Genomic DNA, 15,088 nt, shown 5'->3' with positions numbered 1-15,088 from the left:
GTCAAACTGAACAATGTACATCATATGGAATGAATTTATGGCTGAATCTAGCACCGCAAGTACAACAGAACAAGTAATAAAGACCTTAGATCCTGCAAGTCTGCTTAAAAATGAAATCGACCAAGTTGGCCGTATTTACAATATTATTGTTGAATTTTTCACCAATTATAGTTTTCAATTAATTGGCGCGTTAATCATTCTAATTATTGGTTTTATTTTTGCGGGTAAAATTGCCAAAGTAGTTCTACGTTTATGTGAGCGTCATAAGCTTGATGTTACCCTAAGTCGTTTTTTGGCTAATGCCAGTAAAATGTTAATTGTCGTGATGATCGCGATAATCGCTTTAGGTAAATTAGGCATAAGTGTTACGCCTTTTATTGCGGCCATTGGTGCTATTTCATTAGGCGCAGGTCTAGCATTACAAGGACTACTATCTAACTATGCTGCCGGTTTTAATATTATTATCATTCGACCTTTCGTCGTCGGCGATACCATTACCGTACAAGGCGTTACGGGGCTGGTTAAAGAAGTATTATTGGCATACACCATTTTAACGGATGAAGATCACGTTGAAATTACTATTCCTAATAAACATATCGTTGGTGAAGTGTTACACAACTCAAAGCATGACTCATTATTAGAGTTAAGTGTCGGCATTGATTATAGCGAAAACCCGTTAGAGGTGGTGGCAATGCTTGAAGATGTGATTGGCAAGTTAGATATTGTCAGCGTCGCTCGAAGCCCATTGATTGGCATCGATGCTTTTGCTGATAGTGCTATCAATATCGGCATACGTTTGTGGACGCCAACAGAAAATTTATATAGCGCTAAATACAAAGCTTATAAAGAGATTTATCTCGCGTTAGATAAAGCCAACATTAAAATTCCGTTCCCACAACGTGATATACATCTTATTAAAGATCTGGTGTAATTTTTATGTCGTTTTATATCGTTTAACGATGGCGCTAAATAAAGCCAGGCTCGATCGATTTTTGGCTCAATATTGTCAAATCAGTCGCAAAAATGTGCGACTGATGTTGGCGCAAAATAGAGTGTTTATCGATGGCATTGTCGCACATAATATTGATGAAATTATTGATACATTTAGCCTTATAACGCTAGATGGAAAGGTGATACAAGAAAACTCCGCCTATTATATTATGCTGAATAAGCCTAAAGGTGTAGTCAGCGCAACGAGCGATACAAAGCACCAAACAGTGCTTGATTTACTTGATTACTCATTTAAGCATGAGCTACATATTGTGGGCCGTCTTGACCTTAATACCTCAGGGTTAGTGCTATTAACTAATGATAGCCGTTGGTCAGAACGTTTAACTCTGCCAGATAAAAAAGTCACTAAACGTTATAACGTGACTTTGCAAAATCCACTAAGCGAAGAATATATAGCCGCTTTTGCTCAGGGGATGTATTTCGCGTTTGAGGATCTCACTACTAAACCTGCCAAATTAACCGTGCTTTCTGATTATAAGGCCCAAGTTGAGCTTATTGAAGGACGTTACCACCAAATTAAGCGTATGTTCGGAAGGTTTCGTAACCCGGTTTTAGCTTTGCACCGCAGCTCAATCGGCAATTTACAACTCGACGGTCAATTGCTTGAAGGACAAAGTAGAGAGTTAACGCAGAGTGAAATTAATAATATTGATCAATAGCATGTTAGGTAGTAAATAAATTTTAACAAAACAACATAAAATAAGGAATAAAATGACTAAGTATATATTTATAATCATAGTGTTAGGTTTGATTGTGAGCTTTTTTGTACGTAATAACGCGAACCGCGAAGCCGCGAAAGAGAATATATTGCAAGCCGAGCAATTTTTACAAAAAAATAAACAAGTAGATGGTGTGATTGAAACAGCTTCGGGTTTGCAGTATCAAGTACTAACCGAAGGACAGGGGGCAGTGCACCCAATGGCTAGCGCAAAAGTAAAAGTGCATTATCACGGTACTTTGCTTGATGGCACCGTTTTCGATAGCTCAGTTGAAAGAAACGAACCGATTAGTTTTGGTTTAAATCAGGTGATAAAAGGCTGGACCGAAGGCTTGCAACTCATGGTGGTGGGTGAAAAAACTCGTTTATTCATCCCCGCGAAACTGGGTTATGGCAATAGTGCAACAGGTAAAATTCCTGCTGGTGCATTGTTAATATTTGATGTTGAATTACTTGCTATTAATTAGCTCAACTGAGAATGCTCGATGATGTCTTTCAATTAATAGAATAGGGCTTTAATCGCTTTTAAAAGTTGTTACAACGCAATGTAATGGTTTCGGTTATCTTTCTCATTTAGTTTTATTATTGTGAAGCTTAGCGGCATTAATGCCGAGCTACAAGCAGCCATGATAGCGCTTTAATTTGCGCTTTCATCGCTGCTTGTAGCTTTAGTCGGTTATTTACTCTTCTCTGAAAGCTTCTGCTGACAAGTGGTGACGATTGAGTAACTTGTAAAATTCAGTGCGATTTCTTTGCGCTATTTTTGCTGCTTGTGAGACGTTTCCTGCCGTTATTTTTAGTAACTTAGCGAGGTAATCACGTTCAAACTTATCTCGGGCTTGCACAAATGACGGTAAAATAGTGGTTTTATCACGTAGTGCATTTTTTACTAACATTTCACTAATTAATGGTTCAGTAGATAAAGCCACAGTTTGTTCAACAACATTTTGTAGCTGTCTAATATTGCCTGGCCAAGCCGCACTGATTAAAATCTCCATCGCTTCTTGCGAAAAACCGGAAATATTAATGTGGGATTGTTCTGTTGATTTACTTAAAAAATATTGAGCAAGTAATGGGATATCTTCTCTGCGTTCAGACAATGGTGGTAATTCTAGTTCAACCACATTGAGTCGGTAATATAAATCTTCACGAAAGGTTTTATCTAATATGGCTTGTTGAAGATTCTTATGTGTTGCTGAAATGACCCTCACATCGACTTTGATTGATTGTGTGCTACCAACGGGACGCACTTCTCGTTCTTGCAATGTCCGTAACAGCTTTACTTGAAAGCTCATTGGCATATCACCAATTTCATCTAAAAATAATGTCCCTCCATCCGTTGCTTGGAATAAGCCGATATGATTTTTTTCAGCACCCGTAAATGCGCCTTTGTTGTGACCAAATAACTCAGATTCTAAAAGCTGTTCAGGAATAGCAGCACAATTGATCGCGGTAAATGTTTGTTGGTGACGGGGACTTGCAAGATGAATAGCTTTGGCTAATAGCTCTTTGCCTGTACCACTTTGGCTTTGGATGAGTATACTAAAATCGCTTTTTGCCACTTGCTTACTTTGCTGTAAAAGCGACTCCATAATAGTACTGCGGCTAATTATTTTGTCTCGCCATTGATTATCAGCTTGGTTATAGTTTAGCTCTGCGGGCTGCAGTCGAATGGCCTGTTGTACTATTTCTAGCAACTCTTTACTTTCAAATGGCTTCGTCAGAAAACTAAAAACGCCTTGTTTAGTGGCATTAATAGCATCGGGAATTGTGCCGTGGGCGGTCATGATTATCACCGGTATATGAGGGTGTTTAGCTCTTATTTGCTCAAATAATGCCATGCCGTCCATGCCTTCCATTTTTAGATCGCTTATCACCAGTTGAGGATGAAAACTTTCAAGTCTGCCTAGGGCAATTTTGGCATTTTTTGCTGACTCAATTTGATAGCCTGCTGCTGATAAACGAATACCGAGTAATCGTAATAAGCTAGGATCGTCATCAACGATTAGAATTTTACTGTCGGTTTCTATGGCAGCCGGATTAAGAGTGTTCATGGGTTATTCTCGATACTTATTTATAGCTAAAATTTATGACTTAAACTTGGCTTAACTTAATTAAATTAAGCCAAGTTAATTAAGTTAATGGTGTTTGTGCTTCTTATTTACGACTATTGATCTCGTTTATCAATAGCTTGTTCAATACTCTTAAGTTGTTTGATTGTTTGTTCTAATAATTTAACTTGTTCGATCAAATGTTGTTGCTGCTGCTTTGCACTCTGTTGTTGCTGTTTTGCACTCTGTTGTAGCTTAACTTCTCGTTGTTGCTGTTCATTTAGTTGTTCATTTAGTAGTTCTTTTTGCAGAGCGAGTAATCGATTTCTCATTAGTAAACGTTGATTTAATTGGTCGTGCAATAGTGAAAATAGCGCCTCATCATCTGGGGTAAAATCAGCGAATGCGGAAGTGTTATGTTCACTATTTAGTTCATTTAACAACATTTTTGCGTGGAAACTATTATAAATAGGTGACTTAGGCAGACTATAAAGTAGTAGTAATTTAATTTGCGCGTCATAGTCAACTTTTGTATGTTTATTGCTTTTACTATCAACGTTTATTTGCTGCTTACTCACTTCCTCTATTAGTTGTTGCGGTGTAAGTTGTTGCAATGTCATGTAATATTCACCATAGCTTGTTCTTGTAATATCGTGCTTTGTGGTAAGTTCACAAGCAGATGACAGTAATAAGACTATAAAAAATAGTATGAGATGAATTGAAAGTGGCTGTAAATTAGCCATTATACTTGTTCCTCTTGGTGAAAAGCGCGTGGCAAGGTGATTTTTATTTTAGTTCCTTGTTGATCGCTTTGTTCATTCAAAATTTCAATGTTGCCATTGAGGCGCAATAATAGCTCTTTTACAATGGTAAGTCCTAAGCCGCTACCTTTGATCAAACTTTGTTCTGGTGGCGGACCTTGATAAAAGGCATCAAATATTTTTTCTTGATTTTCATGATCAATCCCTATGCCTTGATCACTAATAAATAGTTGCAGGTTCTCGCCCACAAGTGTTGATGAAATATCGATTACCCCTTCGTCAGGTGAGTATTTTATCGCATTAGATAAAATGTTATCGATAATAACCGCGACTTGTTTTCGGTTACTAAATAGTGATATGTCGCTTAAGTTATTGTTAAAATTGATCTTCTTTCGTTTTATATCTAATATTCGATCTGCTATTACTTGATATACCACGTCATTTATTTGCATCGACTCTGAATCTTGTAGGCTTGTTGAGTCGAGGACAATATTAAAGTCGAGTAAGTCTTCAATATGTTTTTGTAAGCGAAACACACTGTCTTTAATAATGTGAGATATTTCTTGTTGTTCGGCATTTAGCTCACCCACACTGTTATCGTACAGCAATTCAGTACCTTCTCTTATTGCTGCTAATGGCGTTTTTAATTCGTGTGATATATGACGGATAAAACTCGACTTTTGTAGCTCTAATGCTTGCAAACGCATACGCATGTTTTCTAGTGCTTGTGCTATTTCTTGAATTTCCGGTGAACTCACTACTTTAATTTCACTATCAAAATGCCCCTGTTGAAGGCGAAAAATACTTTTCGTTAATATTTTTAACGGGCTAGTGATTAAGAAAGTAAATATCCCAGCAATAAGTATGCTAACAGGAATAATAATTAAGCTTCGGATCATAATATCGCGAACGGCCTTTGCTGCTTGCTCAATTTTTGTTATGTGCAAGGTATTAAGCTCATTACTACGCTGTGAAATTTGTTCGTAAATTGTACTTAAAGCATTGAACTCAACTTGTATAGGTTTGATAATTGTTGTGTCGGTTGGTATCTTTAGCTCAGCTTCTGGCATTGTGCTTTCAATCAGGGTGGTGATGGTTTGGGCATATTGGGCTACCAATTGTAGTAATTTTTGGTCTTGGCTTACCATAATTAATTGTTCGGCTAAGTGTAATATTTGACGACTTTGCTCATTGTAACTTGCTGTTAAAGCGGGATCCCTAAGCACTAAGTATTGCGCAGCACTGCGCTCCATTTTAATTTGGTTACTTTTGAGTAATTGCTGATATTCAAAAATTTTCGCGATATTGGTAATGGCATTAGTACTTTTTTTAGCAAGAGTATTAACTTGTGATGCGCCGAAAATTAAAGCAATAACTAGTGGTAAAGCGACTAATCCAAAGCCTAATAAAGTTAATGATTTGATTGATAAGCTTTTCAACAGTAAGCTTTTAATATCTGCTTTACCGGCTAGTGTTGTTAAATTACTCAAAATGCTCGCTATTGCCTTTTCTCTTGATAAATACGAATGTAGTGTTAGCTAAAAATGTAAAAAAAACAATAGTGTCTCAAAATAGAGACAATGATATTTATGTGTTTTGTTTTTTTAAGTTTCTGTTTTTTATGCTTATATTTTAAATTATGCTTCGCTGGGTTGATTCTATAAATTATTCACCAAATAAGCTGTTGCTATTTGGTGACATCTATTTTTACTGGTATATGATAACGCCTTGAAAATCAACGACTTAATTAATGGCATGATATGTGCATTAATTTATTGGTGATGGCAGGTGCCATGCTCAGCATATTCAATGATGTGCTACTAATCAATCAAAAGGATTCAGGTATGAATAATATTAGCTTAAAAAAATTATCTATTACTGTTGTTTTAGCCTCATTGGCATCTAACCTTGTTTTTGCTCATAATGATAACAATAAAAAACTCTCTAACGAGGTTGTGCCTGCATCATCTTTTTCTCAACTAGTCACAGATTATGACACCGATGATAATAATACCCTCAGCGCTGCCGAATTAGCTGAAAATGACAAACTAACAAAAGCTTTTAATCTGATCGATATCAATGACGATAAAGAAATTAATGAAAAAGAATTTAACCAATACCTAGCAAATATTAAGAAATCTTTGCTATAGTTTGTTTTCTGTGAGCTAATAGCTCATTTTTTAAACTGTCTGCGTTTATTCCCAACTAAGCAGTTTTTTTTATTTACTAAATAAGGCCCCCACATGAAAGATCAGTCAACTCAAGATACTTTGTCCCGTTATGTTCAAATTGATAAATGGATTTTCGAAGTAAAATCAGTACGCGCAATACGCGTTGATGATTTTGGTAAACCATATTCTGCTGTTGCGAATTTTGCTTTAAATGGTGACAGTGCTTATATAGATGGTTTACTTACGAGAGAAGATGATGATTTTACCCGTGAAGACTACCAAACATTTGTAAAAATGAGTCAGCAACTCGGGCTAGATACCGTGAACTTTGACCGTTTTAAGCAAAAGCAAAGAGTATCGGATATTGTTAAAGTTCCTCCATTGCATAGTGTTAAACCTGCATTAAAGTTAGTTATAGTTTAGTTGTAGTTTAGTTGTAGTATAATAAAAAAATCATATTAAGCTTTAGAATGGTACTTTAACTTATTTGAAAGGGCTGTCAAATGAACTCGGTTAAAGTCAATAATGGCGACATTATACCTTCTAAAATTATTTGTGTCGGACGCAATTATGCCGCACATATCAGCGAACTAGGGAATGAAGTTCCTGATAATATGGTGTTGTTTATTAAGCCGAATGCTGCCATCTCAGAACAATTACTGTCTTACCATCACGAAGCCTTACATTATGAAGCAGAGCTTTGCTTTTTGTATCAACAAGGTCGTTTTTGTGCTGTTGCAATTGGTCTGGATTTAACCAAAAGGGCATTGCAGTCTCAATTAAAAGCCAAAGGTTTACCTTGGGAACGTGCTAAAGCGTTCAATGGGTCCGCACTTTTTAGCCATTTTGTTAATTTAGATGCTATCGATGAGCATCTCAAATTAGAGCTTTTTATTAATGGTGAATGCCGGCAGTCAGGTTCGATAGCGATGATGTTGTATTCACCGCAAGCTGTATTAGATGAAATTCAATCTTTTATCACTTTAGAAGATGGCGATATTGTTATGACAGGCACGCCTGCAGGTGTTGGTGAAATTGTAGCAGGTGATGTTTTTGAAGGACGAGTATTGCATCGAAACACGGTTTTAGTGCAAAAAAAATGGCATGCGCTTTAGTTATTATCTGAAGATAATTAGTTACTAAATACTTGTCAAACTATGCGATAATTGAAGCAAATTCAGCGCTTATATTTACCCCTATGAAACGTATTATCCTCTACACAATGAGTAATTGTCCACATTGCCAGACGGCAAAAAGCTACCTCGAAGATAAAAATATTCCTTTTCGTTTATGTAATGTTAAAACACCTGCCGGGCAAAAAGAGTTTTCTAAATTAAACTTACGCGGTGTACCCGTATTGAAAATCGGTGATCAAGTACTTAAAGGCTTTAATGTGAAAAGCTTCAATCAACTTTATCAAAACAGTTGATGCTACTTTTACTGATTTAATTAAGTCATGGTTCAATGGTAAGAGTAGATCAATATTCGAGAGTACAAGTTTTTTGTTCTAAACTGAAGTTAAGACCTCTGTAAACGAATTTACTGATGTCTTGGAATCATGCGCTTACATGGATGTGAGTCAGGAGAATAATGCGGGTGCTTTATCTAAATGCCTAGAAACGACCTATGTAGGTAAATACTTATAGTTACAGAGTAAGCAGTAAGTATTAATGACCACTTTAAAGTGTCGTTGTTTAAATGTCATTTGATATATAGCTTTTGTGAATTAATTACTTAATTAGAAAGGTCTTATCAATGGTTCGTAGCTTGAATGTGATCTTGATTACTTTACTGTTGTATGATTTTCGATCGTTAATTTACTGCTTTCGTGTTAGCTTAAAATAAATGCCGAATAGGCTCTTACTCGGATATTCTATGAAGAAAGCTTTGCAAGTTTATTGTGCAACTTTAATCATACTATTGTTTAGTTTTCCTATAGCTGCAATAGCGGATGACCGTGTTAACTTTATTGACATGGAGCATGACATTTATCGAGCGCCTTGGCAGTCTTATCAAAAACTCATAGCTTTACAATCTGCGGCTCAATCATATGATGAATTAACTTATCTTTGGTGGTTGCTACGTAAAGCCCAAGCAGAAAACCTCATTTACTTCTATGATGATTTTAATCGTACGGTTGAGCAAGCTAATGCGTTAGTCACCGGTAAAACGCCTTTAGCTATTCAAGCGCATTTAAGTCTGTTTCAAGGGCTAATTCATAGTAGACAGGGCAATTATAGTCTATCTCAATCTGCACTTGCTAAAGGGTTAATACAGGCGAAAGAAGCTAAATTAAGCGGTTTATATATTTTCACGAAACAAGAGCTTGCTTACACAAAAACTCTTACTGAGATATTTGACGCCTCGTTAGAAGATATTCAAGAAGCTTACGTTGAAGCTTTTGCCCTAAAAGATCAGTTTTTAATTGCCTCAATAAATGAAACTTATGGTGCTATTTATGGCTACCTAAATGACTACAAAAAATCCATTGAATATTATCAAAGAGCATTAGAAGCCTATCAAAATTTAGAATATCCTGCTCATATTGCCGAGGCGCTTTATGGACTGGCATCAACTTATCGATACTGGAAAAAGTATGATTTAGCGATTGAATATTTTGATAAATATCAACAACAAATTGATTATACCCCCAACGCAAATATTAGCTTTTTTGCTGCCTACGGCATTGGCATGACTTTGGCTGAGAGAGGTGACTGTCTTGATGCTATTGCTGTTATCGATAAAGCCTTAGCACTAAAAGGTGCTATTGATTACAACGCTGAATTATATAAACGCAAAGCAAGTTGTTTGATAGCACTCGAACTACTCGAAGAAGCTGAAAGTGCGTTATTTAACGCAGCAAATATTTTTGCCAATATTCCTGAGTTAATAGGCACTTCTTGGCAGCTTGAAGTGATAAAAATATCAAGTGAATTAGCTTATGCGCGGGGTCAGTATGGTATTGGCTATGGCATGCTTGAGCAATATTATCAAAAATATACCGCGTTATTGTTAAAAAACTCATCTCAAAGGTTGCTAAAAGTTAGGGCTAGCATGGAGATAGAGCGCAAAAGAATAGCGCAAAACTTGGCAGAGAAACGTTCACAAGTTGAAATGTTAGAGTTAGAAAAGCGAGAAAACAGCCGTATATTACAAATTTATTTCAATATTTTTATTATTTGCGTAGTCCTGATTGTACTCATTGTGATTACGGTACAGTACCGAACAAATAAAAAAATGCATTTAATCTCAATAAATGACCCATTATCGGGGTTATTTAATCGTCGATACATTTTTGATTATCTACAAACAGCCGTTTTAGGTAGCCATCCTGACAAAATGACATTGTCGGTTATTTTAATCGATATTGATGACTTTAAAAAAATTAATGATAATTACGGTCATCCTATGGGAGATGACGTTATCAGACAAATTGCGGAAGTAGGACGCGATATTTTCCGCCAAGACGATATATTTGGACGTATCGGCGGTGAAGAATTTTTGTGTATTTTACCTAGAACAAATATTAGCGAAGCAACAAAAATTGCACAACGATTTCTAGCGTTAACTAACGACTCAAAGATGGTTGCAGGTCATCAAGAGACTATAACCGTTAGTATTGGTATCGCAGCATTATCTGAGCAATGCCAAGATGTAAAGCAATTATATATCAACGCTGATCAAGCTCTTTATCAAGCAAAAAACTTAGGTAAAAATCAAGTTAATGTTTTTTAATCCAAAATCATCATTGTTACGTATAACTGTTTATTGATAAATCAGATGTAGCGGCCAATGATTTAAAATTAGGTTGAAGGTCAATTATTTTAAGTTTATGCGTAATATCAAAGTTCAAAAATTTGCCCCATATGAGTAGTTTAAATAGGCTAGCAGAAGACATAATTTTTAATTTGCAGGATTATATTAATAATCGTGGCTTTCGTGCATTAATCCATTTTGAACTGGAAGGGTGTTACCAAAAACCTATAGCTAAGAAAGTAGATTACAAACAGGTGAATAAACAATTATTAGCGTTGGGTATAGATGGAGAAGTAGTTGCTGAGTATTGGAGTAACCAATGGGAGTATGTTTCGCTTTTTAATGGTCAAAGCCCATTAAAAGAGGCACATAATTTACACCGTGCTATTCATATATTACCAACACTTTTTGCTGAACAAGGCGTGACAAAAACCCTGATAAAACCGGTGGTTTGGGGGGAGATTTTGGCAAGCTTGCTGTTGGATGTGAAAATATTTTTAGTGGCGAAAATCGTGCTGTACATATCCCAAACGCAGTACAAATAAATGTTAGTGTGCAGGATTTAACTGGCAATAATTTACTTGTTTCTGGTGGTTTTGCTGAATGCCTTCAACAATGCTTTTTACGCACTAGTTTAGACAGTTGCTTGATTTATTTGCCCGAAGAAGAAGCTTTTGAGCGCTTAGCGTTAAAATCGAAATACGGCTTGGCAGAAGAGTTGTGCTCCCCAGTTGATATTTCCGGCGGTCATCAAGGCAGTATTGCATTATATCGAGATATCGGTAAACACAATCAAAAAATGGGTGTTGAACCCTTAATATATGATGATAAAAATAATGTCATTGTTAGCCACGATAATTGGCATAAAACAGCACGTATAGAACACAGGTTAGGAGCATCAAGCGAGTATTACAACCCCTTTTTAAATGTCATATTTGCATTGTTGAATGTAATTGATGCAATCGAAGATATTGAAGATAACGACCAAGTACATAGTGAAGAATATGGGCAATTACCGAGCTCGTTAGATGATAAATACCCTAGTGTTGGCGCTATAACATTATTTGCTAATAATGATTGGTTTAGTCGAGCGATTGATAAAGCGCTCAGTGCGACAAACTATCAGGGCGAACACCATGCTCAGTTTAGCGCGGGACAATTATTACAGAACTATTATTTAAAACAATTTCAACGACCTAGTATCGTAATTTAAAATTTAGCTTTGGGTTATAACGACAAACTATAATAATATTTAGTGAAAATTATATGATAAATCAATTGAATACGCCAAAACTTGATGGCAACACGATAGCAGAAAAGCGACAAGAGTTAACCGCGTACTTTAAAAATACTTGGTCGACATACGAGTCATTATTCTCACTTATCAATAACGATGATGCGTATTTTTTACGGCCCGAGCCGTTGCGGCATCCGTTGGTTTTTTACTTTGGTCACACCGCGACCTTCTATATCAATAAATTGATCTTAGGCAAATACATAACAAAACGTGTTAACAGTCATTTGGAAGCTATTTGTGCTGTTGGTGTTGATGAAATGAGTTGGGACGATCTCAACAGCGAGCACTATGACTGGCCAAGCGTTGATGAAGTCAGAGGCTATCGTCAGCAAGTATATGACCTAGTGTTAGATTTGATTGATACCATGGAGTTTAGTTTACCTATTACCCAAGACTCACTAGCGTGGATTATATTGATGGGTTGTGAGCACGAGCGTATTCACCTTGAAACATCTTCGGTGATCATGCGCATGTTGCCATTGAAATGGCTAACAATCAAAGCTCAGTGGCAGCCGTGTCTGCATTCTGCTGCTGCACCTGAAAATGCCTTTATTCCAGTGAAGTCACAAACCTTAACTTTGGGAAAAAAGCCACAGGACAACACCTTTGGTTGGGATAATGAGTATGGTCATCAATCGGTAACTGTTGATGACTTTAGTGCCGCAAAATTTTTAGTGTCTAATCATGAATACATGGCTTTTGTTGCTGCTGGAGGTTATCAAACTACAACGCTTTGGTGTGAAGAAGGCTTAGCATGGTTAGACTTCACAAAAGCTAAAATGCCGAGATTTTGGCGATATAATAATGGTGAATATTATCAACGCAACTTAGCAAGTGAAATGCCCTTGCCGTTAGATTGGCCGGTAGAAGTTAACTTTTTAGAAGCAAAAGCATTTTGTCAGTGGCGACAAGAAAGCACTAGCGGGTTTATTCGTTTACCTACTGAAGCACAGTGGTACTGTCTTCGAAAGCATATTGCTGGCGATCAGCACCAGTGGAGAGACGTACCCGGTAACATTGATTTAGCTTACTATGCATCCTCTTGTCCTGTTAACCAACATCAAAATGGTGAATTTTTCGATGTTATTGGCAATACTTGGCAGTGGACGGACTCGGCGATTGATGGCTTCGATGGTTTTAAAGTGCATCCTTTATATGATGACTTTTCTACACCGACTTTTGATGGTAAGCATAACTTAATAAAAGGTGGCTCTTGGATTTCAACAGGCAATGAGACTTTAGGATCTTCGCGTTATGCTTTTCGCCGACACTTTTATCAACATGCAGGTTTTCGTTATGTGTTGAGCGATCAAGCCAAAAATCCTTCAGTATCAGTCAATAAGTATGAAACAAGTAAAGATATTTGCCAGCAACTTGAGTGTTATTTTGGCGATAATACGCTTGGTTATGAAAATTATGGCCAGCAAATAGCAAAGAAAGTTATAAGCGTTATTGGGACTGAACAGGTTACCGCGAAGCGTTTACTTAACTTAGGTTGTAGTGTTGGACGAGTCGCATTTGAACTGAGCCAACATTTTCAACATATAGACGCGATAGACTTTTCTGCTCGTACGATACAGTATGGGGTGCAATTACAAACGGGCAAAAGTGTTCGGTATACCCATACTATCGAAGGCGATATTTGCCAATATAATGAAATTACTTTAGCTGATAAGGTTAAAGGCGTTAATGCTGAAAGCATATTATTTAGCCAGGCCGATGGCTGTAACCTAAAAGATAACTTTAATCACTATGACGTTATTTTGATCCAGCACGCTTTGGAGCAAAGTTATGATCCTAAAAGGTTACTAGCGAACGCCATAAGTCGTCTGAACCCATCAGGTTTATTGATTATAGTTTCAGATTATAACTACCAGCTAGAGACAACAGAAAAGTCTAAATGGCTCAGTGGCGTGAAAGTAAATGGTGAAAATTTATCAGGTATTGATGCATTAACTCATCAGCTTAGTACTGACTTTGAGCCGATCTCTAAAAAGGAATTAACTCGAGTTGTTGCAGATTCAGCGCGTAATTTCAATTTATCTCACTGCGAGCTTAGTGTTTGGCGAGCAAAGTAGGTGTTAGTATTAATAGGGTTATTGACTTAAAAATGGATATTTAGCTGATGCTTGAATCTAACTTGCCCAAACACATTGCTTTTAGTCAGCGCCTAGCGAGCTATATTAAGTACAATTTAAGTGACTCGACCGCACAAGCTTTAACGATGGGGCAGTTATGTCAGCTGGGATCTGATCATTCTTTTTCAAGTGATTCTCAAACTACGGCCATTAGTAGTACGCTTTTGCAGTATTCACCGATTCAAGGTGATGAGCTATTACGACAAGAAATCGTCAATTTCCATCAAAATTTAAACAACCACAGTAGAATAGTCGACGCTAATAACGCGGTGACATTTTGTGGAGCACAAGAAGCACTTTCGGCTATTTATCAGACCGTGTTAAGTGCTGGTGATGAAATTGTTGTAATGACGCCAAGCTATCCATCTTTGGTTAATATGGCCAAGTCGATGGGCGTTATTGTGAGAGAAATCAAGCTATGCACTGACAACCATTGGCAAGTCAATATTGATGACTTTAATCAAGTTGTGAATGAGAAAACTCAGCTTATTGTGCTTAATTCACCACACAACCCAACGGGTAGTATTATTGATACCGAACTAGCCGATAAAATTTTAAAACTGGCTCAATACTATCAGTGTTATTTATTAAGTGATGATGTTTCGCAAGCAAGTAATTACCATAATCTAGCTTTAGCACATAGTTTTTTAGATTACCCAAAAAGTATTGTTGTTGGTGTAATGTCGAAAAGCTTAGGGCTGGCGGGAGTTCGCATTGGTTGGGCGGTAACACCTGATATGACTTTAGTGCAACGTATCATTGCTATTAAAACCGTTAACTCTATTAGTTGTTCTAAAATAGATGAAAAACTAGCGTCTATAGCGTTGAAAAATAGCACAGCAATTTTAGCCACTAATAATCAGCTTATTCTCGATAATATTGAGCTTTTTTCGGCCCTTATTGCTCGGCATTCAAACAAGCTAAGCTGGACCCCACCACAAGCTGGGATATTGGCACTTGTTGAGGTTAAACATATAACATCGATAGTCACTTGGTCAGAAAAACTTGCTAAGCAATGTGGGATTTTAGCGCTGCCAAGCGAGCTTTTTGGACTTAAAGGAAGCTACTTTCGCTTAGGATTAGGGCAAGAAAGCTTCGCTAACACACTGGGTTTATTTGAGCATTTTTTGCTTCAGAGCACAGCTTGAATCGAGTCCAAATAATGCTGAACTCCTTGTGTTTAAT

The 15,088-nt window shown here is 36.9% G+C and carries 15 protein-coding genes; 12 read left to right on the top strand and 3 right to left on the bottom strand.

The window, feature by feature from the left end:
• The first annotated feature begins 37 nt into the window (after positions 1-37).
• The 3 genes from A3Q33_RS05300 to bamJ are packed head-to-tail and all read left to right on the top strand — an operon-like array spanning position 38 to position 2,196.
• Complete coding sequence (locus tag A3Q33_RS05300) at positions 38-931, top strand: mechanosensitive ion channel family protein (protein WP_081179044.1); 894 nt, start codon at positions 38-40, stop codon at positions 929-931.
• Positions 932-959: 28 nt separating this feature from the next.
• On the top strand, positions 960-1,670 hold the full coding sequence (locus A3Q33_RS05295; protein ID WP_081179043.1) for a pseudouridine synthase: 711 nt from the start codon (positions 960-962) through the stop codon (positions 1,668-1,670).
• A gap of 52 nt (positions 1,671-1,722) precedes the next feature.
• Positions 1,723-2,196 carry a BamJ family beta-barrel-assembly machinery protein gene (gene bamJ, locus A3Q33_RS05290; RefSeq protein WP_081179042.1) on the top strand — a complete coding sequence of 158 codons (474 nt, stop codon included), beginning with the start codon at positions 1,723-1,725 and terminating at the stop codon, positions 2,194-2,196.
• Between the two features lie 213 nt (positions 2,197-2,409).
• Here bamJ and A3Q33_RS05285 read toward each other — a convergent pair whose 3' ends face one another.
• From A3Q33_RS05285 to A3Q33_RS05275, 3 genes are all read right to left on the bottom strand, one after another.
• Positions 2,410-3,783 (bottom strand): sigma 54-interacting transcriptional regulator, encoded by a 1,374-nt coding sequence (locus A3Q33_RS05285; RefSeq protein ID WP_081179041.1) that lies wholly within the window; start codon positions 3,781-3,783, stop codon positions 2,410-2,412.
• Positions 3,784-3,896: 113 nt separating this feature from the next.
• Entirely contained in the window at positions 3,897-4,523 is a 627-nt protein-coding gene (locus A3Q33_RS05280; protein ID WP_081179040.1) for a hypothetical protein, read from the bottom strand.
• Complete coding sequence (locus A3Q33_RS05275; protein WP_081179039.1) at positions 4,523-6,031, bottom strand: HAMP domain-containing sensor histidine kinase; 1,509 nt, start codon at positions 6,029-6,031, stop codon at positions 4,523-4,525. Before A3Q33_RS05275 ends, A3Q33_RS05280 begins: the two co-directional genes overlap by 1 nt.
• 270 nt (positions 6,032-6,301) lie before the next feature.
• Between A3Q33_RS05275 and A3Q33_RS05270 the strand changes: the two genes are divergently transcribed.
• From A3Q33_RS05270 to A3Q33_RS05230, 9 genes are all read left to right on the top strand, one after another.
• Entirely contained in the window at positions 6,302-6,691 is a 390-nt protein-coding gene (locus A3Q33_RS05270) for an EF-hand domain-containing protein (RefSeq protein WP_081179038.1), read from the top strand.
• Positions 6,692-6,784: 93 nt separating this feature from the next.
• On the top strand, positions 6,785-7,135 hold the full coding sequence (locus A3Q33_RS05265; RefSeq protein WP_081179037.1) for a hypothetical protein: 351 nt from the start codon (positions 6,785-6,787) through the stop codon (positions 7,133-7,135).
• An 80-nt stretch (positions 7,136-7,215) separates the two neighbouring features.
• A complete protein-coding gene (locus A3Q33_RS05260; protein WP_081179036.1) occupies positions 7,216-7,827 on the top strand; it encodes a fumarylacetoacetate hydrolase family protein in 612 nt (203 codons plus the stop codon).
• An 83-nt stretch (positions 7,828-7,910) separates the two neighbouring features.
• The gene (locus A3Q33_RS05255) at positions 7,911-8,141 is read left to right on the top strand and encodes a glutaredoxin family protein (RefSeq protein ID WP_081182315.1); all 231 of its coding nucleotides are present in this window, start codon (positions 7,911-7,913) and stop codon (positions 8,139-8,141) included.
• Between the two features lie 446 nt (positions 8,142-8,587).
• Entirely contained in the window at positions 8,588-10,447 is a 1,860-nt protein-coding gene (locus A3Q33_RS05250; RefSeq protein ID WP_196798051.1) for a tetratricopeptide repeat-containing diguanylate cyclase, read from the top strand.
• 131 nt (positions 10,448-10,578) lie between these two features.
• Positions 10,579-11,013 carry a hypothetical protein gene (locus tag A3Q33_RS05245; RefSeq protein WP_081179034.1) on the top strand — a complete coding sequence of 145 codons (435 nt, stop codon included), beginning with the start codon at positions 10,579-10,581 and terminating at the stop codon, positions 11,011-11,013.
• Between the two features lie 8 nt (positions 11,014-11,021).
• A complete protein-coding gene (locus A3Q33_RS05240; RefSeq protein ID WP_081179033.1) occupies positions 11,022-11,681 on the top strand; it encodes a hypothetical protein in 660 nt (219 codons plus the stop codon).
• Between the two features lie 53 nt (positions 11,682-11,734).
• Positions 11,735-13,843, top strand: coding sequence for a 5-histidylcysteine sulfoxide synthase (gene ovoA / locus A3Q33_RS05235; RefSeq protein WP_081179032.1), 2,109 nt, complete (start codon positions 11,735-11,737; stop codon positions 13,841-13,843).
• A gap of 47 nt (positions 13,844-13,890) precedes the next feature.
• Positions 13,891-15,051 (top strand): aminotransferase class I/II-fold pyridoxal phosphate-dependent enzyme, encoded by a 1,161-nt coding sequence (locus A3Q33_RS05230; RefSeq protein ID WP_081179031.1) that lies wholly within the window; start codon positions 13,891-13,893, stop codon positions 15,049-15,051.
• Positions 15,052-15,088: the final 37 nt, after the last annotated feature.

The sequence above is a fragment of the Colwellia sp. PAMC 21821 genome (assembly GCF_002077175.1).
Classification (GTDB): Bacteria; Pseudomonadota; Gammaproteobacteria; order Enterobacterales; family Alteromonadaceae; genus Cognaticolwellia.
The sequence above is the reverse complement of the archived record's forward strand: the minus strand, read 5'-3'. Positions and strand labels throughout refer to the sequence as shown.

Bases quoted from the DNA above. Each gene is read 5' to 3' on its own strand.
- A3Q33_RS05300 (WP_081179044.1), top strand. From the start codon at position 38: ATGGCTGAATCTAGCACCGCAAGTACAACAGAACAAGTAATAAAGACC.
- A3Q33_RS05295 (WP_081179043.1), top strand. From the start codon at position 960: ATGGCGCTAAATAAAGCCAGGCTCGATCGATTTTTGGCTCAATATTGT.
- bamJ (WP_081179042.1), top strand. From the start codon at position 1,723: ATGACTAAGTATATATTTATAATCATAGTGTTAGGTTTGATTGTGAGC.
- A3Q33_RS05285 (WP_081179041.1), bottom strand. From the start codon at position 3,783: ATGAACACTCTTAATCCGGCTGCCATAGAAACCGACAGTAAAATTCTA.
- A3Q33_RS05280 (WP_081179040.1), bottom strand. From the start codon at position 4,523: ATGGCTAATTTACAGCCACTTTCAATTCATCTCATACTATTTTTTATA.
- A3Q33_RS05270 (WP_081179038.1), top strand. From the start codon at position 6,302: ATGTGCATTAATTTATTGGTGATGGCAGGTGCCATGCTCAGCATATTC.
- A3Q33_RS05265 (WP_081179037.1), top strand. From the start codon at position 6,785: ATGAAAGATCAGTCAACTCAAGATACTTTGTCCCGTTATGTTCAAATT.
- A3Q33_RS05260 (WP_081179036.1), top strand. From the start codon at position 7,216: ATGAACTCGGTTAAAGTCAATAATGGCGACATTATACCTTCTAAAATT.
- A3Q33_RS05255 (WP_081182315.1), top strand. From the start codon at position 7,911: ATGAAACGTATTATCCTCTACACAATGAGTAATTGTCCACATTGCCAG.
- A3Q33_RS05250 (WP_196798051.1), top strand. From the start codon at position 8,588: ATGAAGAAAGCTTTGCAAGTTTATTGTGCAACTTTAATCATACTATTG.
- A3Q33_RS05245 (WP_081179034.1), top strand. From the start codon at position 10,579: ATGAGTAGTTTAAATAGGCTAGCAGAAGACATAATTTTTAATTTGCAG.
- ovoA (WP_081179032.1), top strand. From the start codon at position 11,735: ATGATAAATCAATTGAATACGCCAAAACTTGATGGCAACACGATAGCA.
- A3Q33_RS05230 (WP_081179031.1), top strand. From the start codon at position 13,891: ATGCTTGAATCTAACTTGCCCAAACACATTGCTTTTAGTCAGCGCCTA.